The sequence below is a fragment of the Sphingopyxis indica genome, assembly GCF_032879645.1.
Lineage (GTDB): Bacteria > Pseudomonadota > Alphaproteobacteria > Sphingomonadales > Sphingomonadaceae > Sphingopyxis > Sphingopyxis indica.
In genome coordinates this window covers 2,549,664-2,569,667 of record NZ_CP076394.1, presented here as the reverse complement: position 1 = coordinate 2,569,667, position 20,004 = coordinate 2,549,664, and the positions used below count along the sequence as shown (strand labels likewise).

Below are 20,004 nucleotides of genomic sequence, written 5' to 3'. Positions count from 1 at the left end.
CCCGTGCGCCGCATCGTCATCGTCGGCGGCGGCACCGCGGGCTGGATGGCGGCCGCCGCCATCTCGCGCATCATGGGCGCGCTGCCGGGGCTCGAAATCGAGCTGATCGAGAGCGAGGCGATCGGCACGGTCGGCGTCGGCGAGGCGACGATCCCGCAAATCTGCCTGTTCAACGCGATGCTCGGCATCGACGAGGATGAGTTCGTCCGCGAAACCCACGCGACCTACAAGCTGGGGATCGAATTCGTCGACTGGACGCGCATCGGCTATCGCTATGTCCATCCCTTCGGCTTTTACGGGCTCGACATGATGGGGATCGAATTTCACCACCACTGGCTGAAGGGGCAGCGGCTCGGCGATACGAGCCGCCTTGACGATTATGCGATCGCGGCGGTCGCTGCGGCGGCGAACCGCTTCCTGCGCCCGCGTCCCGACCAGCCCAAATCGCCGCTGTCGAAGCTCGGTTATGCCTTTCAGTTCGATGCCGGCCGCTACGCGCGTTACCTGCGTGCCCGCGCCGAGCGGCAGGGGGTGACGCGCACCGAGGGGCGCATCGTCTCGGTCGAGCAGGACGGGGAGAGCGGTTTCGTCACCGGCGTGACGCTGGACAGCGGGGCGCGGGTCGAGGGCGATTTCTTCATCGACTGTTCGGGCTTCCGTTCGCTGCTGCTCGGGCAGACCCTCGGGGTCGATTTCGTCGACTGGACCGACTGGCTGCCGTGCGACCGCGCGGTCGCCATTCCCTGCACGCTCGGCGGCGATCGCCAGCCGATCACGCGCTCGACCGCGCGCCCAGCCGGCTGGCAATGGCGCATTCCGCTCCAGCACCGCATCGGCAACGGCCATGTCTATTCGTCGCGCCATATGAGCGACGACGAGGCGGTGGCGCTGCTGCTCGCCAATCTCGACGGCGAACCGCTCGCCGAGCCCAATATGCTGCGCTTCACCGGCGGGCACCGCGCGCGCGCGTGGGAAAAGAATGTCGTCGCGCTGGGGCTTGCCGGTGGCTTCCTCGAACCGCTCGAATCGACCGCGATCCACCTCGTCCAGTCGGGGATTGCGCGGCTGATGACCTTGTTCCCGACGCGCGCCTTTGGCGACGCCGAGCGCGAGCGCTACAATCGCGAGACGGTGCGCGAATATGTCGATATTCGCGATTTCCTCGTCCTCCACTACAAGGCGACGACGCGCGACGACACGGACTTCTGGACCTATTGCCGCACGCTCGAACCGCCCGCGGGGCTGGCCGAAAAGATCGCGATGTTCCGCTCGTCGGGGCGCGTGTTTCGCGAGCATAACGAGCTGTTCACCGAAACGAGCTGGCTCGCGGTGCTCGTCGGGCAGGGGATCGAAGCGGGCGGCTATCACCCCGCCGCCGACCTGCTGTCCGACGCGGAGACGCTGCGCCGCCTGGCGCATATCCGCCGGATCGTCGCCGAAACGGCCGAGGCGATGCCGACGCAGGAGCAGTTCCTGCGCGATCATGGCAGCGCGATCGCGGCCGAGGCAGTGATGTGAGCGCGCTGGGCCCGCTCCCGAGCATCGCCGAAGTCGAAGCTGGCGATACCGCATCCTTCGCGGCGCTGCGCGCCGAACGGCGCCCGGCGGTGCTGCGCGGGCTCGTCGCTGGCTGGCCCGCGGTCGCCGCCGCGCGGCGCGGCGACGCCGGGATCGTCGACTATCTGGTCGATTGCGCGCCGACGCGCCCCGTCTCGGGGATTATGGCGCCCGCCGAGGCGCACGGGCGCTTCTTTTACAACGACGACCTGACCGGCCTCAATTTCCGGCGCCTGAACGGGCGGCTCGAGGATTTCCTGCGCGAACTGCTGCGCATCGCCGGAGCCGAGGCACCGCCCGCGATGGCGGTGCAGTCGGAGGCGATCGCCGAACTGCTGCCGCCCTTTGCGCGCGCGAACCGGCTCGACCTGTTGCCGCACGTCGCCCCGCGCATCTGGATCGGCAACCGCATCCGCGTCGCGCCGCACTATGATCTGATGGAGAATGTCGCCTGCTGCGTCGCCGGGCGCCGGCGCTTCACGCTGTTTCCGCCCGACCAGCTCGCGAACCTCTATCCCGGTCCGTTCGAGCTTACCCCGGCGGGGACGCCGATCAGTATGGTCGATCCGGCCGACCCCGACCTGGAGCGCTATCCGAAGTTCGCAATCGCGTGGGACAGCGCGAGCGAAGCGACGCTTGAGCCCGGCGACGCGCTCTATATTCCCTATATGTGGTGGCACGGCGTCGAATCGCTCGAAGCGGTGAGCATCCTCGTCAACTATTGGTGGACCGATCATGATGCGGCGCTGGGGGCGCCCTATGACGCGCTGCTTCACAATCTCTTCGCTTTTCGCCACCTTCCGCCCGCGGACCGGGCGATCTGGCGCGACCTGCTCGACCATTATGTGTTCGAGGCGAACGGCGACCCCGCCGCGCATTTGCCGCCCCACGCGCAGGGCATATTGGGTCCCGCCTCGCCGCAGCGTCTTGGCGCGATGCGGACGATGTTGCGGCGGATCTTCGGGGGTAGCGAACGTTAGGCTTCAGCCCTCGCGCAGGACATGCGCAACCCACGCGCCATAGGGCGGGGCGGCGTCGAGCGCGGCGGCGACCTTGCGGTCGAGCGCCGCCGCCGCGCGGCGTCCGGGCGCGTCGCCCTCGGCGAGCGACAGCGCGCTGCGCTGCGCCGGCACGCCGAGCGCGTGGAGCAGCGCCGCCCATTCGCTCGTCGATACCGTCGCTTCCTCGGTGATCGGCAGCCGCTGGCGCCGCGCGAACTGGTCGAGCATCCGATCGAGCGCCGGCGACCGTTCGAGCGCGGCGAGCCGGTGCGCCGCGGCGGGGGCGGCATAGTGCGAGGCGATCCAGTCGCGCGCGCCATCGGCCATCAGCGCGAAGCGGCGATTATATTCGGCGCGCTCGCGCGGGTCGATCGCGCGGCCAGGGAACAAGTCGAGCAGCAGGTCGATCTGCCGGTGCGCGAGGTCGAGCGCGACCCCGGCAAGCGGCTCGAAACGCGCCGCCGCGTCGCCGATCGCGACGACATTGCCCGTCCATGGCTGTTCCTGCCGCCCCGCGTCGATCGGGAAACGGTCGGCGGGCGGCGCGCCGAGCGCCGCCTCGACCGCTGCGTCGGAGATATCGTCGGGCACGGCGAGGAAGCGCGTCACGCCGTCGCGCCCGGCTTGCTCCCAGCACCAGCCCGCGTCGGTAAAGGCGATCGTATCGGCGAGGTCGAGCCGCGGCGCTGCTGGCGGTGCGACGGCAAGGCTGCGCGCCGGGAGCGCGCCGCGCCAGTCGATCCAGCGCCGGTCGGGCTGCGCCGCCGAGAGCAGCGCGGCGGTTCCCGAGGCGTCGACGAGCAGGTCCGCCGCGACCGCATCCGAACCGGCGAGCTGGATCGCGGCGATGCCGCCGTCGAGCGTCGTTTGCACCGCGCTCACCGGCCCCGGATGATGGCGCACGCCGAGTTGCGCCGCGATGCCGATCAACAGGTCGCGATAGGCGGGGGCGTTCCAGCGCAGCGCGTAATCGACCTCGGCGAGCGGCGAGGGCGCTTCGCCGCCCGGCGGCATGAAGCGGCCGGCTTCGGCCAACGCGGCGCCGACCGAGCCCGCGGGTGCGCCGCTGGCCGCCTTGTGCGCGCCGCCGCCCCATTCGCGCGCGAAGGCGCTGTTGAGCTTGGGATCGACCGCGCCGCCATAAGCGGTGAGTCCAATGCTTCCGGGCCCCGCCCAGCCGGTGTAGCGCATCGCGAGGCGGTGGCTTGCCCCGGCGCGGCGGACGAGCGCCTCTTCGCCCACCCCCAGCCGGTCGTGCAGCCGGTTGGTGAAGGGCAGGGCGGTGCCGATATGGTCGGCAAAGGCGACGGGGTCGATCGGCGTGCCGACGACCAGCACGTCGGTCGCGGGGCTCGCGCGCTTGATTGCGATCGCCGCAAGCACGCCGACCTGGCCAGCGCCGACGACGGCGACGCGGCGCAGCGGTTCGCGCGCGGCGCTCATGGCGCGGCCGCCAGGCGTTCGGCACGCGCGGTCAGATAGGCGCGGTGGCCGGGCATCGCCGCGACCTCGCCGGCAATCGCGGCCTTGAGCGCGTCCATTGCGCCGCGCATCCGCCCCGGATCGGGGATCGCCGCGCGCGGATCGTGGCGTTCGGGCACGACGCCCTGGCCCAGATAGACCGCGATCCAGCTCGCGTCGTAGAACAGCCCTTCGCTGTAAAGCTCGACGCGCCCCGCCTCGCGCCACAGCTCCAGCTTGCGCTCCAGCGTATCGGGCACCGTCATCGTGCGGACATGATCCCAGAAGGGCGCGTCGTCGCGGGTCGTCGCGTGATAATGGAGGATCAGGAAGTCGCGGATGCGATCATATTCCATGTCGATCAGGCGGTTGAATTCGTCGCGGTCGCGGGCGTCGATCCGCCCGTCCGCCGGGAACAGTTCGATCAGATAGGTGATCGCGATCTGCGCGAGATAGAGCGAGGTCGATTCGAGCGGTTCGAGGAAACCGCTCGCCAGCCCGACGCCGACGACGTTGCGGCTCCACGATTGCTTTCGCCGGCCCGGGCGAAAGCGCAGCACGCGCGGCTCGGCGAGCCGGTCCCCCGCCGCCGCGGCGCGGATCGCCTCGCACGCCTCGTCCTCGGAAACGAAAGCGCTCGCAAAGACATAGCCATTGCCCATGCGATACTGGAGCGGGATACGCCAGCGCCACCCCGCGGCCATCGCGACCGCGGTGGTATAGGGCGCGATTTCCTGGTCAACATGCGCCGTGGGCATCGCGGCGGCGCGATCGCACGGCAGCCAGTGCGACCAGTCCTCCCAATCCTCGCCGAGCGCCTGTCCCAGCATCAGCGAGCGGAAGCCCGAGCAGTCGACGAAGATGTCGCCCGCGATCTCGCGCCCGTCGGCGAGCTTGAGCGCGGTGACATCGCCGCTTTCGGTATCCTGCAGCACCTCGGTCACCAGCCCCTCGATGCGCGTCACGCCGAGCGGCAGAGCAAAATCGCGCAGATAGGGACCGAACAGGGTCGCGTCGAACTGATAGGCATAGCCATAGGTCGAGCGCAGGCTGTTGTCCTCGGCCGGCGGCGCGAAGCGGTTCGCTTTTGCGGCTTCCACGGCAAGCGAATAGTCGCCGATCGTCCCCGCCATGCCGCGCGCGGCGAGTTCGAGCCAATAATGGTGAAAGGGGACGCCCGCGACCTTTTCGCCGAAGGTGCCGAAGGGATGGATATAGCTTTCGCCGATCCGCCCGAAATCGCGAAAGTCGATCCCGAGCTTGTAGGTCGCATGCGTCGCGCGCATGAAGTCGGCTTCGTCGATGCCGAGCCGCTCGACGAAGCCGCGAATGTGCGGCAGCGTCGCCTCTCCCACCCCGACGATCCCGATGTCCTCGCTCTCGATCAGCGTGACCGCGACGCGTGGGCCGAGCAGTTTCGCGAGCGCGCTCGCGCTCATCCACCCCGCCGTGCCGCCCCCCAGCACGACGATGCGGATTTTGTCGCGCCCGCTCATCGCGCGCCGGTCAGCCGACGCGCGTCGTCGGGGCGGTCCAGCCTTCCATCTCTTCGAGTTCCTTGCCCTTGGTTTCCTTGATGAAGCTCTTGACGAGGAAGAAGCTGATCACCGCGCTGATCGTATAGAGCAGATAGGTGTTCGACAGGCCGAGGCCGCTCGCCATCAGCGGGAAGCTCTGCACGACCAGGAAGTTGGCGCCCCATTGCGCGAGCCCCGCGACCGCGAGCGCCGAGCCGCGGATCTGGTTCGGGAACATCTCGCCCAGCATCACCCACATCACCGGCCCCCAGCTGACGTTGAAGAAGATGACATAGAGGTTCGCCGAAACGAGCGCGACCCAGCCGGCGCCCGGCGCGAGCGCGAGGTTGCCTGCGGCGTCCTGCGCCGCGCCCGAAAAGGCCCAGGTCATCGCGCCGAGCGTCACCGCCATGCCGACCGACCCGATCAGCAGCAGCGGCTTGCGGCCGATCTTGTCGATCACCAGGATCGTGACGAAACAGGCCGCGATCGACACGACGCCCGAAATGATGTTGCGTTCGAGCGCTACCGCTTCGGAGACGCCCGCGAGCTTCCACAGCGTCTCGCCATAATAGAAGATGACGTTGATCCCGACGAATTGCTGGAAAGTCGCGAGCAGCAGCCCCGCCCAGACGATCGGCCGGAAGATGGTGCCCGGCGCGGTGACGTCGGCGAGGCGCGGGCGATGGTCTTCCGAGAAGCTGGCACGGATTTCGCCGATCTTGCGGTCGGCCTCGGCGGAACCGAACAGGCGGGTCAGGACGCCGCGCGCCTGTTCGTCGCGGCCGGTGCCGACGAGGTGGCGCGGGCTTTCGGGAATGAAGAAGAGCGCGACCAGAAAGACGACCGCGGGGATCGCCTGCGCGAGATACATCCAGCGCCACGCGGGGCGGCCGGCGATGTCGCCGAGCGAGCTGCCCGCCGCCTGTTGCAGCATATAATTGACCACGAAGGCAGCGGTCAGGCCGGTGATGATCATCACCTGCTGCACTGTGGTCAGCCGCCCGCGGATGTTCGCGGGCGCGACTTCGGAGATGTAGAGCGGCGACAGCACGCTCGCCGCGCCGACCGCCATGCCCCCTGCGAAGCGCGCGACGACGAACAGCGCATGCACCGTGGTCAGTCCCTGGATCAGCGCGCCGACGACGAACAGCGCGGCGGCGATCAGCATCACCTTGCGCCGCCCCATCAGGTCGGCGAGCCGGCCCGCGAAAAAGGCGCCCGCCGCGCAGCCAAGAAGCAGCGAACCGACGGTGAAGCCGAGCGCGGCGTCGTCGAGCGCGAAGGCGGTCTTGAGCCCCTCCTGCGTGCCGTTCACTGCGCCGCTGTCATATCCGAAGAGCAGGCCGCCGATCGTCGCCACCGCGACAATGGCCGAAATCAGCGCCATATTCACGCTCGTGCGCGCACCCGTCATAAATCCTCCCCAACCAAGGCCCGTTTTTCCGGGCAGCGATGTTAGCGCTAACTATATCCGGCGGAGCGGCGCCGGCAAGTGCAAATATTCGATCGATAAGTGGAAATTCGCTCCATCCTGCCTTCTATTCCCGCTCCGGCGGCGAGATCAAGGCCAGGAAGGCGACGCGCACGCCGGCATCGGACGCGCGAGCGCGGATCGCCACCCGGCCAGAACCCGAAACGGAGCGACTTATCGTGCGATCTTCTCGATCCTGACCAGCAGCACATCGTTGGTCCGAAGCGGGATGTCGCGGCGCAAGCTTCCGTCGGCGCCGACCCTCACGTTCCGGTCGAGTTCCGGCGCGTCCCTCGTGAGGTCCTGCAGGACGGCGATCTGTTCGGGTGTCAGCTTTTCGGGGCGGCCCCATTCCATATAGCGGGTATAGGGATCATTGGCCTTGTAGCCGGTGCGATAGACCCGCAGCCGATAGCTGCCTGGCTCGAGCGATGACAGGTTCAACTCGATCGGCGCCAGTTTCGCGGCGGGGTGGATTTTGGTGAAATAGGGGCGGTTGCTCTCATTCTGGTCGGGGATCGTATAATTCCAGATCAGCCCCACGAAATTGTCCCCCTCGCGCGTCAACCAGGATTCTGCGTCGCTGTTGCGCAGTTCCTGCGAACCAAGGGCGTTCAGATATTTATATGCGAAAAAGGCGGATTTGCGGATGCCTTCCCGGTTGACGAGACCGAAGCCGCCATGGAAGGGCGTGGGTGGCGGACCCGGCTCCTCGAACAGGTCGGAATAGACCCAATAGCTCATCGACTGGGCGTCCTTTTCGGTGCCCTTCAGCTTGTTGAGGATGAAAGGGGCGCTCAGATAGGCGTCGTGAATGGGGTCGCGCGGATTGTAGCTCGTGCTCCATTCCGTGATATAGAGCGGAAGGCCCGGCCTGGGCGACGCCTCGATCTCGCCGCGCACCTTCCGGATGTCGCCGATCACCGCGTCGCGATCAGGCACCAGCTTGTTGTCGCCCTGGCCCTTTTCGTCGAGAAAGCCTCCGGCCACGCCATAGCTATGGGTGGCGATGAAATCGACGGGCAGGTCGTTTGCTTCGGCATAGGCGATGAATTCGGGAACCCATCCCGCCCCTGCGGTGGCGGGGCCGCCGACCTTCAACGCCGGATTGACGCCGCGGATGGCCTTTACCGTGCTCTCATAGAGCCGGAAATAGCCCTGCTGGTCCGCATCGACCCAGAAGCCGTCGAGATTGGGCTCGTTCCAGATTTCGAAGCGCCAGCTTTCGACTTCTTCCCTGCCGAAATTGGCCTCCAGATTCTGGACGAAGGCGGTGATGAAACCGGACCATTTCGCCCAATCCTTGGGCGGCGACACATTGCCCTGCCAGTAAAAGATGGTCTGGTCTGTCGATGCCAGATCCTTCGGCATGAAGCTGACTTCGATCATCGGCTTGAAACCGGCCTTCAGCACTTCGCGGTACACCTGATTCACCCGGTCGAAATTATAATAGGGCCGCCCGTCGATCTCCCGATAGGCGTCGGTATAGTCGGTGAAAATGCCGTGGAAGCGGATATATTTGAATCCCGTTTCGTCATGCACCAGCCGCATCTGATCCTGGTTTTCCTTGCGCAGCAACAGGCCGGCATGACCCGAGCCCACGCAATCCTGCCACGCCTTGCTCATGGGGCCCGCGATCGCGTTCATGTCGGCGGCGATCGTGCGCGCATCCTTCGCCGACGCCTGAACGGTTGTCAGCGAGAAGATCGCCGCCATCGCCGCGACCGTCAATTTTCCAGTGAGAGATTGCATCTGAAGGTGCCTTTCATCCATCTCGAACCCGTGCAGCGGGCCGCACTTCCTGTCATTTGGTTCACATCGCGCCGATGATGCGGATTTCGGCGACGCCCGCTGGCGCGCCGGCCGGCGCCACGATCCTGACCCGCAGGCGCGACCCGACCACGCGTTTCACGTCGATGTTTCGGGTCTGCGCGGTGTCGGCCGTTGCCGATTGATCGGCCACAACGGCCCAATTTCCGTTCTGGCCTTCTACTTCGGCGACAAAGCGATAATTGCCGGACTGCGGGAAGGTGATTTCCAGCCTGCGGAACTGCAATATCTTCTCCGGGCTGATTGAAACCCACGGCGCGTCATCGCTACTCTTGGCCATCCACCAGGTGCCGGGGTCACCGTCGTTGACCAGTCGGGATGAGTGACCGTGCGCGCTCGAACTCGCGCCCGTCGGGTTGTCTTTCCCGAAAACGGCGTCGGGGAAGTATAGGAATTCGGCGTCGGTTCGCTTGGCCTCGGTATAAGGCCGGTCGGGCGCGAGTGCGGTCACGCCGGGCACGAACGCCGGCCCGCTGGTCGTTTCTATGACCAGAACGGCGTCTTTCAGGCCGGGCGAACGGGCGCGCAGGACGGTCTCGCCCGATTGCCAGCTGCGCATCGCAATCGCTGCCTGTCCATCGCGGATCGGGATGTCGCTGTCCGGCGCAAAGCGGATCGTCCGGCCGGTGGGGAGTTCACCCGGCCCGGATTCGATGGAAAGCGTCACGGGCGGACTGTTGCTCAGCGCGCGGCCCTCGGCATCGACGACGGTCACCACCAGATGCACGTCGTCGGTCCCGTCGGCCCGATCGATCGCCGCGCTGCTCGATGTCAGGCGCAGTCCGGCCGGCTTGCCCGGCTTTGGCCATTCGGGCGGCGCCACCCCGCGATAGGCGTTGCGGAACCAGTAATAGCTGCGCTTTGGCAGGCGGGCATAGTCGACGATGCCCATCGACCCGAACCGCCGTCCGACGATCGAACCATGATCGAATCCTGCCCAGACGGCTTCGCCCGAGCGCCACGGAAGCCGCCACGAATAATCGACACCCTTCTCCGCGCCGGGCGTGTTCACCAGGTCGCCCCACGGCGCTTTATAGGGGCCAGGGCGGTCGAACATCGGCGATCCATGTTCCGAAACCACGTTGGGAATGCCGGGATCGGGGAAAAGCGCCGCGCCGTCGCCATTATAGCCTGCTATGTCGCCGAGCTTGTCGATCTCGCCCCGCTGTGCGCCGCCGATGGCGGCAGGGCGCGTGGGGTCGAGCCGGTGGCTGAGCTCGACCAGCTCCTTCAGAAAACGGCGGACCTCCGGCATGACCTCGCCAGCCGAGAAGAAGGGTTCGTTGCTCATGCTCCAGACGATGACCGAAGGATGATTGCGCGCGATGCGGATCATCTCGGTCAACTGCTGCTTGACGCCCTCCTCGAAACCGGCCCTGTGCGCGGGATCGACCGGATAGGCGCTCGACATCCAGCTGCCGTCGGGGCCAAAGCCGCCGATCCCCCAGAAGGGCGTTTCGGACCAGAACAACATGCCGATCCTGTCGGTCGCTTCGACGAAGTGCGGATCGTGCGGGTAGTGCGAACCGCGGATGAAGTCGAAGCCCGCGTCCTTCATCATCTGCACGTCGCGTTCCATCGCGCGATTGGACACGGCATCGCCCCAGCCCGCCTGGTCCTGATGGACATTGGCGCCTTTGAAATAGCGATGCTTGCCGTTGAGGAAGAAGCCCCGATCGGCGGTCCATTCGAACCAGCGGAAGCCGAAAGGTGTCTCGTAACGATCGACGGCTCGCCCGTTGGCCAGGACCGTTGTCACAGCCCTGTAGAGCACCGGCGTTTCCGGGCTCCAGAGCGAGGGGCTGACGATCGGGTTGGACAGCTGACTTATTGTCGCCAGGCCACCCGCCCCGAGCCGCCTGGCGCCGTCGTCCATCACGGCGACGATCTTACCGGCCGGATCGCGGATTTCCGTGCGCAGAGAGACGCTGACAGGCTTGGAGCTGTCGTTGCGGACCTCGGTTTCCAACGCGACCCGGCCGCTCCTTTCCGAAAGTTCGGGCGTCGTCGCCCTTGTGCCGTACCAGGGGACGTGAACCTGATCCGTCGTCACCAGCCAGACGTCGCGATAGAGTCCGCCCTGGAACACATGCTCACCCGCGCGCGGGGCCAGCGCGGGCTCCCAGAGATTGTTGACGCGCACCGCGATGACATTCTCGCCCACCTTGGCGGCCGCGCTAATGTCAATGGAGAAACCCGTATAACCGCCGCGATGGCGCCCGACGGGGGAGCCGTTGACGAAGATTTCGGCATCCTGGAATGCACCCTCGAACTCGAGCGCGATCCGCCGGCCGCGCCATGCTTCGGGCACGGTCAGGCGTTTCCTGTACCATCCATAGCCGGTGTAGAATTGCGATGCCTGAAAATAGGGGATGCCAAAGCTGTGCGGCAGACCAGCCGGCTGCCACGCGCCGTCGTCATATGCCGCCTGCTGGGCTCCGGGCGCATCGCCGAGGTGGAACAGCCAATCGGCATTGAAGTTGCGTCGTTCGCGCGCAATCGTCGCTGCACGCTCCTCGCCCGCCCGCGCACCGGCCTGTGCGGGCATGATCGCGGCAATGCCGAGCATCGCTGCTGCCGGCACCGTCAACCACTTCACCAGTTGGTTCATTCTCTTCTCCGGGCACTCGAACTGTCCATGTCAGCGCCGGGGGAGGGGGAAGGGGCGCCACTCTGCAGGATTGGACCGACGTTACCGGGGGGCCGCTTCCCGTTGGGCCTCGATCAGATGGGGATTGCTGGCCAGTTCGTAGATAAAGCTGCGCCGCGCCTCCGCGCCGCCCTTGATTTCGCTATATTCGTTGCGCTGATCCTCGGTCAGGACGATCTTGGTATAGCCGTGATCGAGCATGCACTTGCGCACGACCTTGAACATCTTCTCCTTGATCCGCGCATACTGCTCGTCCGGCCGGGTTGCCGCGATAACGGTCTGCTGTTCGGCCGCGTTGCGTGCGGCAGCATTCGGCGCATTATCCTGAATCAGGGCAACCCGGGCCGACGTGTCGAGCGCATCAAGTTGCTCGGACGCCCGCGCCAATGTCTTCACTTCCTCGCTATTGTCGATTTTCAGCGCCAGTCCCTGCAAGCCGCATTCCAGCGCTTCGGCGCCGAATTGCTCCCGGCTGACGCCGGCTTTCGCCCAGATGGTCTGCGGCGCCGATACTTTGGCATTGGCATCTACGGACGGAAAGCTCAAGGCAGCGACGCAGGCCAGGAACCTCCAGTCAAGAAATCTGTGGCGATTTTTCAGGTAATGGCTCACGACATCTCCATAATGTTCGAAGAGTCCCGCGGGGCGATGACAATATTGCTGAACGGCTCAACAAGGCAGGCATCGCCACGGGCTGTATCAGGCAAGCGCCATTTGAGCGGCCTTGCAGTGGCTATTGATGAAATCCCGATGGGACGTGACCGCCTGCGCCGAGCGCATGATTTCTTCGCGGCGCAATTTCATGCCGTCACGGATCTGCTCCAGCGGATATAGATCGGCCGACACGGCGTAGCGCCGTGGAACGACACCGTTTCCCAGCAGGATGGCGATCCAGCTCGGCTCCATATAGGATTCCGAATCTCCCAGCGCGATTTGCCCACTTGCCTTCCAGACATCGAGTTTGTGCCGAAGGCTGTCGGGTATCTCCATATTGCGGCACGCCGACCACAATGGCTCGGGACGGCGCGAAAGATAATAGTGCGCAATGATGAAGTCGCGTATGCGTTCGATCTCGCGTGTGGAAAGTCTGTTATATTCATCGCGCAGAACGGGGTCGATGGTCCCTTGGGGGAAGCATTTGAGCAACTTCAGAACCCCCATGACGATCAATTGTATTCCGGTTGATTCCAAAGGTTCAAGAAAGTTGGACGAAAAACCGATCCCGACACAATTGCGCCTCCAGAATTCCCTGCGATGCCCGGAAGTAAAGCGGAATACCCGCGGCTCGGCCAGCGGTTCGCCGTCGATACTGTCCAGTAAAGCGCCGCGCGCTGCGTCGTCGCTCCAGAAATCCGAATTATAGACCATTCCGTTGCCGGTGCGATGTTGCAGCGGGATGGTCCAGCGCCAGCCACCGGCGTGCGCCGTGGACCGCGTAAAAGGCGCGGGCGCGCCGGCGGGTCCCGATGGCGCTGCGATGGCGCGGTTGCAAAGGAGCCAGTGTGACCAGTCGACGAAAGGCGTATCCAGCGCCTTTCCCAGCAATTCGGACGCGAAACCGGTACAATCGAGGAAGAGGTTGCCGGGAACCGTCTGGCCATCGGCAAGATGAATGGCTGCAATGTCACCGGATTCGCTGTCCAGATCGACGTGTGTCATCTTGCCTTCGATGCGCTGCACCCCCAGGTCGGTTGCGACATCGCGCAGATAGCGGGCGTATAGCGCGGCATCGAAATGATAGGCGTGGTGATAGCGCGCGTCGTTCGGATCGCTCGGTGCGAAATTATTGTTTTTCGCGACGGCATAGGCAAAGGAATAATCGTCGATCGGCGTATCGTCGCCGGACTGCCGCAATCTTAGCCAATAATGGTGGGTCTGAACCCCTTCGACCGGGTGGCCATAGTCGCTGAATGCGTGGAAATGCCGGTTCCCGGCTGTTCCCCAGTCGCAAAACTCGATGCCCAGCTTGAACGTGCCCTGCGTTTTGCGGATGAAGTCGAATTCGTCGATGCCGAGCAAGGCATTGCACTGCGCCAGCAAGGGGACCGTTGCCTCTCCGACGCCGATGATGCCGATTTCTTCCGATTCGACCAATGTGATGCGTGCTTGGTGGCGGCCGATCCTCTTGGCCAGCAGCGCGGCTGCTATCCACCCTGCCGCACCGCCGCCCACAATGACGATATCCTGCCTATGACCGCTATTCATAACCATGTTTCACCGTGAACCACCCGATGCCGCACCCGTCACCCAGGTGTCAGCCATGGCGCCGTCGGAACGTCCGAAAAATGAGGAGGACGCTCCTGGACGAAGCGCCCTGCCCATTCCGTTCATCAGAAGCGCGCCCGCACGGAGAGGTCGAAGCGCCGATCGCTGACGTTATAGTCGTACGGCTGGAACACGCCCGGCACAGGCTCCTGATATGTTTTCGAAACCGTGTTGAGAATGTTGTTCGCCCTGAACGAGACGGAAATCTTCTCGCTCACCTTGTAGTCCACGCCCAGATCGAGGTAGCCGGCCGCCGCGGTCCACGCCGGAACCATCCAGTATACCGGATAGGAATGATCCGCGTCGAAGTTGGTCGGGCTGGTGTTGAGCGTGTAGGGATTGCCGCCGCTCGTCGCATAGGACAGCGGATTGACATTGGTCGACAGCAACGCCTTGTCACGCCAGTTGTACGCGAGGCGGACATTCACCTTGTCGCGGCTGTACAACAGCTGGATGTTGTAGGCCCATTTCGACAATCCGACATAGGGCAGGTTCGGATAGGTCTGCGGAATCGTGCCGTCCGGATTGAGGCCGCCACCGGGGCCATTGCCAAGCACGCTGTTGGCTTGCTGGGCAGGGTTGCTGCTGTCGATGAAGGTCAGGTTGCCTTCGATGCCGAACCCGCTGAGCCATCCCGGCAACTTGTCGAAGAATTTGCGGCCGCCGATCTCGAAGCCCTTGATATGGGCCTTTTCCGTCGCCGTTCTGTTCTGCAGATAGAGCCACGGCAGATCGAGGGTCGTCTCCGTCTCCACTGGGGGATTCACGCCATCGTCATCCACTGCGATCGCCGGAATGGGAAGATTGTCGGCGATGAACGAATAGAATTGCGGATGGTCCTTGATCTGCTTGGCGAACAGATCAATGTAGATGAAGCTGGATGACGACGGATAATATTCGAACGTTATATCCTGGCTGGTTATCATCGTCGGCTTCAGATTTGCGCCACCGCCGTCGACCCGAACACCCGTAAGAATCGAGGGCGCCTGGGGATTGGTCGGATTGGGGAGCGACCTGGCGCTGATCGTACCGCCTGCACGAACGTCATTGAAATTTGGCGGAGCAGTCGAGATCGACGCCGCGCCGCGAACGATGAACTCGTCCGTCACGTCGAACTTGATGTTGAACGAAGGCAGAAACCGCGTGTATTCATATTTGCGGGTCTGTGTAGAGAAGGCTTCCTGAAGCGAATAGAGCGTCGGGAATGTCGCCCCCGGCAAACCCTGTTCCGCGTTGAAATAGGCGTTGCTGTCTTCAACACTCAGAGCAAGATCTTCCGCGGTAGGCGTGCGCAGCAGACCGGTGGCCCGCACCTCGTCGTTGAACACACGAACGCCGATATTGCCCGAGAAAGGCGGGATAATGCCGATACGGTCGTGCGCGAAACTGGCCTGGACATAAGCAGCCATCGAGCTGATGCGGGTCCGGGTTTCGTTCAGACCCTGGTCGATATATTCCGCCCAATATTCATCCGCCGTCCCGTCCGGGATTTGCCCGTTATAGGTCTGAAGCACATGATACCAGTCGTAACTCTTCAAGAGAGACTGACTTGCGACAAACAGCTGCGCGGGTACGGCAACATCGCCGCCGAAGAAGTTGGGGAAGGTGGAAACCTCATAATCCGACGGCCGGACATGGGGGTTGGTCAGAAATTGAATGGTCCCCGGCCCCGCCGCGGCCCATTCCGGCCCCGCCGGTTTCGGCAGCCACGTCACACCCAGCGGCGCATACCAGGTTCCCGCGAAATTGTCATGTTGCTTGCGCTTGGCGGCACGGGCGCCGACCGTGATCTTGCGCAGGAACCCATCGTCGCTGGCCCGGTATTCAAGGTCGAGGTTGCCGGCCAGCATCGTCCCCTTGTTATCCGGTTCGTGATAGGCCAACCGGGAAAGATAGGCCGTCGATGGATCGAGCAAGGCGTCAGGAGACAAGCCGGAAACGGCCGGTAGCGACCCCGTCAGGTCGACGTCCATCGAGCGCACCGCCGTACTGTCCTGGTTGAGGCCGATGGCCATCTGCTTCCCGGTTGCGCGGGAATCGACATATTGCACGGCGCCGCGCAGGGCCACCCGGTCGCTGGGCGTCCAGACGAAGCTCTGCGAAATATCCAGCGTGGAATTCTTGCTGTGCGATGCAGACGCGGTGCTGTTGGGGTTCAGTGCGGCGGGAGGGGTGCATTGAACGAGAAGGCGACCATCCCATCCTGCGGGAGGATTCGTCGGATCTATCCCCGAATCTACCGTCCAGTCCCACAGGAGCGACGACGCAGGTGTGCCATAGGTGGCGCCACAATCCGTCTGATAATAGGAAGGGAACCAGTCGCCGATGCCGGAGGTCGTGTTCTCGAACGGCACCGACTTGCCCGTGGATGCGACCGCGAGAGTTCCCTTCTGGAAAGCGCCATCGGCATCATATTCGACGGGACTGCCGACCATGGGCATAACGGCAGATGATGCGCTCGGGGTCCGGCCCACGGTGCCGCTGTTCCCGAAGCTGTCCGCAATATATTGCGAGAAGAATATGGTGCTGGTCAGCGTGAGGTCCGAAGACGGCCTCCACTGAACGGCCTGATAGGCACCGTAGCGGTCGCGCTTGCTCTCGTTGTAGTTCCAGTTGAAGGAACCGGGAACAAAGGCAAGCCCGTCATCACGTACAGAGGTCGGCACATATTGGCCGAACATGGCGCCGACCTGCAGATTGCTGCTCTGCTGATACAGGCGGCTGAAGGCCAGATCCCACAAGACGCCGATCTCGCCGATGCCGGTATCGAAACGCTTGGAGAACATGGCCGAAGCGCTGGGTGAAGCCTTTTTGACCTGGCTACCATAGCTGCCGCCCACGGTGACATTGAACTGGGTGTCGCTGAAATCAAACGGCACAGCCGTGCGAAGATTGATCGAGGATGTGCCGCCCTCGATCATGTCGGCACGCGACGCCTTGTAAACGTCGACCCCGGCCATCAACTCGGGCGTGACTTCGTTCCAGCTAATGGAGCTTGCACCATTGGCGCTGAACACCTGCCGGCCGTTGAGCATGCTCGAATTGAAGGGAAGGCCGCGCACGGTGATCCCCGTGCCCTCGATCTGGAAGGCGGAACTGCCGCCGTTTGCCCCGGCGAAACGCGAGATCGAGACGCCCGGCACGCGCTGAAGAACTTCGGTGATCGAATTGTCGGGCAGCTGGCCCGCTTCGTCGGCAACGACGGAGTCGACGATCGTGTCGGAGTCTCTCTTGATGCTTATCGCATCTTTCAATGCCTTTCGACGAGCCGTGACGATGATGGCGCCATCGACATTTTGAGCTTCGTTTTCTGCATCGGATGCGGTGTTGGTCTGGGCGTCTTGCGCATAAGCGGGCGCCGTCAGCCCGGCACCACTCACGACGAGGGCAAAACCGCTGACTCCCGTCGAAAATTTCTTTGCAAACATTGCGTCTGCCCCTCCCAGATCGTTGCTTATCCGTTCCTTTTTGCGTGGAACGACCATGTCTTTCCGCTATTTGTCTGACTAGTCAAGGGCAAACTGATAGCGGTAACAGAGGGGCGCGCTAAACGATTGGAACAATCACATATTTGTCGGACAAGTTGTCAAATCCAATTGCCGACTCGCTCGCTGCAATGCTTGACGCTCGCGCGAATCGGCCGGGGAAACCATCCAGGCGCGGCACATTCGGAATCAGGGCAGGGACGTGGGCAAGACCTTTGGCCTGCCGCTATCGGACGGCGCAGTTCGGCTTTCATGTCGCCTTCGACAAAGGATGTCCGATGCCTGTGGCGGCCGGCCCGGCGGCTGCCGCGGGGCGGCCAGAGTGCGTTCGGTTTTGGTGGAATCGAAACCTGCACTCTGGTTTCTTGTTTTGGCGTGATGCCCGGGCCGTGAAATGATCCATTTCACCCGAAATCACTTCAGAACGGATCGCCCTTCTGACCCTGGTTCGCCGGTCGCCCCACGATTACTCCGCGGCCATGCGGCGCAAGATAGAGCGTGCCCGCCTCGACCATATCGCCCGCGATCGCGCGCAGTTCGCCGTAACGGTGCGCCTCGTCGTCGATCCGCGTCCAACTTGCGGCCTTGTCGTCCGACCGCCACAATCCTTCGATCCCGCTGACTTTGCCCCACAGGAAAATGGCGGGATAGCCACTCTTTGGCATGGGGGCTCCGAATGAAATGAGCCAAGGCTCGTCCACGCCGCGGATCTGAATCATTTTCGATTTGCTGTCGGGCGAATGAAACAGGCCGAACGAAGTCACCAGCCACAGGTCGCGCGTTCGCCCCGGCACCACCGCGAGTTGCGCATTCTGCCACGGCTCCAGCTTTGGCAGTCCGTCGACCAGGACATGGAATTGCGCGCCACCGTCGCCGCTTGCCAGAATGCGCGAGGTGGACCGGTCGAATACATAGAAGATGCGGTCGTCCGCCTTGTCGGAAACGGGACGCAGCGTCTGCTCGGTATCGACGGGCCATCCGGACGATCGCTGCCAGCTCTTTCCGCCGTCGACGGAATAATAGGCACCGTCCCTTTCCGGTGCCCAGACGAGCGTGCTTCCGGCCGCCGAGATCGCGATCGTGCCGGGGCCGCGCCGGCCTTCACCTTGGGCGGGTTTCCGGTACGGCGTGGATGCAAAGGGCTCCCAGCTCGCACCGCCGTCGCGCGAATAATATCCGTTGTTCGGCGAATGGGCGGCGGTGCGCACGACCAATTCGGGCTTGCGGCCGGCATAGTCGACACTGAAATTATTCTCGCTGTTCGGCGTGAACAGGCCCGCCGACGGCGAGCGGGTCAGATCGTCCCAGGCAGCGCCCGCAATATCGCCCATCGCGGCCATCACGCGGGCGCCGCCGGTGGGCGACACGAGTTGCAAGGTCGCCGTCTCCTCCAGATTGTCGACAGCAAAGTCGAAATCGACCTTTTGGTCACCCTTCACGGAGGCGAGGTTGCGGCTCATCCACACCCCATAACCCGTGCCATAGATCATTTCGTCGGGATCGAACGGATTGAATTTCAGGTCTGAAATCCAGTGCCCCATCCGGTCTTCGCCCTTCAGATAATCGACGAGCCAAGGATAGGCCCCCGGCAGATGCCGCGCTCTGCCCTGCAAGCCGGTCCAGCTCTCGCCGCCGTCGCGCGACACGTAGATGTCGTCACCCGGATGCCAGCGATCGAGCGTCGACACCGCGACGGTCCCGTCGCGCGACACGTCAACTCCGGAAAAGCCCCCCGTCACGCCGGGGATCGGGCCTGCAGGCGTTATATCGCGCCACTTGCCGCTTTTGGCGTCGCGCTTCCACACCGCACCGCTGGTCGCATGATTGGGGTTGACGGCGGCTTTTCCATCGCCTTTCGCGAACGTGACATACAACGACCCGTCGGGCGCGAAGGCCAGACGCTGTGGTATCATCGCAGGAAGCGCTTCGATGCGCTGGAAGGACTGGCCGCCATCGCGGCTGAGGAAAAGGCCGCCCCCGCCATCGGCGGCGCCGGCCCAGAGCGACGAAGCGTCGGAAGGATCGGCCGCAACCAGGCTGAACGAGCGCTCGGCCGCGCCGGTGCGCGCGAAGCTCTGGCCGCCGTCCGTGCTCTTCCACAAGCCGTCTTCGTTCGAGCCATAATAGAGGATCATGGGATTGTGCGGGTCGACCATCAGGCGCTCGCCGCTGCCGCGCCCGTCGGCGTTGCCACCGACATGGATGGGCAGTTCGGTGACCTGCCAGCTCCGCCCGCGATCGTCCGAACGCAGTATCGCGCCCTTCCGCGACCATGGGTTGAGATAGAGGCCGCACGCGGCATAAACCCTGTCCGGATTTGCGGGATCGAGCGCGATGCCGAGCACCCCCATGAGATCGCCATCCTGCCGGCTCAGATGATCGAGCAGCGGGAGCCACCGCTTTGCCTCATAGTCATAGCGGTAAAGGCCGCCGATGTCGGTTCGCGTATAGAGAATGCCGCGCGTGCGGGGGTGATAGGCGAAACCGTCGACATAGCCGCCCCCGCCGAAGGGCACCGATTGCCACACATAGGGGGCGGGCTGCTGTGCCAGCGAAGGGGAGGCGGTCCAGACGGGGCCGACGAAGAGGAGGCCGCATCCCAGCAAAGCGGCGGCGGTCCAGCGGCCGGCACGTCGGATATTCATGACATTCTTCCCCCCTTATTCTATCGTCGCTTGGCTCGTTCGGCATCATGCTGGCGGGGCGTCGAGCCTTCGCCTCGGCGCGGGCCCCCAACGACGCGGACGCCCTTCGACGCTTCGCA

At 64.2% G+C, this 20,004-nt stretch carries 11 protein-coding genes; 2 read left to right on the top strand and 9 right to left on the bottom strand.

From position 1 onward, the window contains the following. Positions 1 to 45 precede the first annotated feature (45 nt). Together KNJ79_RS12230 and KNJ79_RS12225 are read left to right on the top strand one after the other, a co-directional pair. Positions 46 to 1,518, top strand: a complete 1,473-nt coding sequence (locus tag KNJ79_RS12230) for a tryptophan halogenase family protein (RefSeq protein ID WP_394357179.1) — start codon at positions 46 to 48, stop codon at positions 1,516 to 1,518. Beyond that, on the top strand, positions 1,515 to 2,537 hold the full coding sequence (locus tag KNJ79_RS12225; RefSeq protein ID WP_317151257.1) for a cupin-like domain-containing protein: 1,023 nt from the start codon (positions 1,515 to 1,517) through the stop codon (positions 2,535 to 2,537). Before KNJ79_RS12230 ends, KNJ79_RS12225 begins: the two co-directional genes overlap by 4 nt. A 3-nt stretch (positions 2,538 to 2,540) precedes the next feature. Here the strand turns inward: KNJ79_RS12225 and KNJ79_RS12220 are convergent, their stop codons facing one another. The 9 genes from KNJ79_RS12220 to KNJ79_RS12180 form a co-directional block, all read right to left on the bottom strand. Continuing rightward, positions 2,541 to 4,001 carry a tryptophan 7-halogenase gene (locus KNJ79_RS12220; RefSeq protein WP_317151256.1) on the bottom strand — a complete coding sequence of 487 codons (1,461 nt, stop codon included), beginning with the start codon at positions 3,999 to 4,001 and terminating at the stop codon, positions 2,541 to 2,543. Further along, positions 3,998 to 5,515 carry a tryptophan halogenase family protein gene (locus KNJ79_RS12215; RefSeq protein WP_317151255.1) on the bottom strand — a complete coding sequence of 506 codons (1,518 nt, stop codon included), beginning with the start codon at positions 5,513 to 5,515 and terminating at the stop codon, positions 3,998 to 4,000. Before KNJ79_RS12215 ends, KNJ79_RS12220 begins: the two co-directional genes overlap by 4 nt. Positions 5,516 to 5,525: 10 nt before the next feature. Then, on the bottom strand, positions 5,526 to 6,953 hold the full coding sequence (locus KNJ79_RS12210; protein ID WP_317151254.1) for a sugar porter family MFS transporter: 1,428 nt from the start codon (positions 6,951 to 6,953) through the stop codon (positions 5,526 to 5,528). A 231-nt stretch (positions 6,954 to 7,184) separates the two neighbouring features. Then, positions 7,185 to 8,762 carry a GH39 family glycosyl hydrolase gene (locus KNJ79_RS12205; RefSeq protein WP_317151253.1) on the bottom strand — a complete coding sequence of 526 codons (1,578 nt, stop codon included), beginning with the start codon at positions 8,760 to 8,762 and terminating at the stop codon, positions 7,185 to 7,187. 61 nt (positions 8,763 to 8,823) lie between these two features. Continuing rightward, on the bottom strand, positions 8,824 to 11,451 hold the full coding sequence (locus tag KNJ79_RS12200; protein WP_317151252.1) for a glycoside hydrolase family 2 protein: 2,628 nt from the start codon (positions 11,449 to 11,451) through the stop codon (positions 8,824 to 8,826). Between the two features lie 81 nt (positions 11,452 to 11,532). Next, positions 11,533 to 12,102, bottom strand: coding sequence for a hypothetical protein (locus KNJ79_RS12195; protein ID WP_317151251.1), 570 nt, complete (start codon positions 12,100 to 12,102; stop codon positions 11,533 to 11,535). An 87-nt stretch (positions 12,103 to 12,189) separates the two neighbouring features. After that, a complete protein-coding gene (locus tag KNJ79_RS12190; protein WP_317151250.1) occupies positions 12,190 to 13,701 on the bottom strand; it encodes a tryptophan halogenase family protein in 1,512 nt (503 codons plus the stop codon). A 119-nt stretch (positions 13,702 to 13,820) separates the two neighbouring features. Beyond that, entirely contained in the window at positions 13,821 to 17,240 is a 3,420-nt protein-coding gene (locus KNJ79_RS12185; RefSeq protein ID WP_317151249.1) for a TonB-dependent receptor, read from the bottom strand. A gap of 419 nt (positions 17,241 to 17,659) precedes the next feature. After that, entirely contained in the window at positions 17,660 to 19,885 is a 2,226-nt protein-coding gene (locus KNJ79_RS12180; RefSeq protein WP_317151248.1) for a hypothetical protein, read from the bottom strand. Positions 19,886 to 20,004 lie beyond the last annotated feature (119 nt).

What these genes read in the sequence shown, in the direction of transcription:
- KNJ79_RS12180 (WP_317151248.1), bottom strand. Translation starts at nt 19,885, where the DNA reads ATGAATATCCGACGTGCCGGCCGCTGGACCGCCGCCGCTTTGCTGGGA.
- KNJ79_RS12185 (WP_317151249.1), bottom strand. Translation starts at nt 17,240, where the DNA reads ATGGTCGTTCCACGCAAAAAGGAACGGATAAGCAACGATCTGGGAGGG.
- KNJ79_RS12210 (WP_317151254.1), bottom strand. Translation starts at nt 6,953, where the DNA reads ATGACGGGTGCGCGCACGAGCGTGAATATGGCGCTGATTTCGGCCATT.
- KNJ79_RS12200 (WP_317151252.1), bottom strand. Translation starts at nt 11,451, where the DNA reads ATGAACCAACTGGTGAAGTGGTTGACGGTGCCGGCAGCAGCGATGCTC.
- KNJ79_RS12205 (WP_317151253.1), bottom strand. Translation starts at nt 8,762, where the DNA reads ATGCAATCTCTCACTGGAAAATTGACGGTCGCGGCGATGGCGGCGATC.
- KNJ79_RS12230 (WP_394357179.1), top strand. Translation starts at nt 46, where the DNA reads ATGGCGGCCGCCGCCATCTCGCGCATCATGGGCGCGCTGCCGGGGCTC.
- KNJ79_RS12190 (WP_317151250.1), bottom strand. Translation starts at nt 13,701, where the DNA reads ATGGTTATGAATAGCGGTCATAGGCAGGATATCGTCATTGTGGGCGGC.
- KNJ79_RS12215 (WP_317151255.1), bottom strand. Translation starts at nt 5,515, where the DNA reads ATGAGCGGGCGCGACAAAATCCGCATCGTCGTGCTGGGGGGCGGCACG.
- KNJ79_RS12220 (WP_317151256.1), bottom strand. Translation starts at nt 4,001, where the DNA reads ATGAGCGCCGCGCGCGAACCGCTGCGCCGCGTCGCCGTCGTCGGCGCT.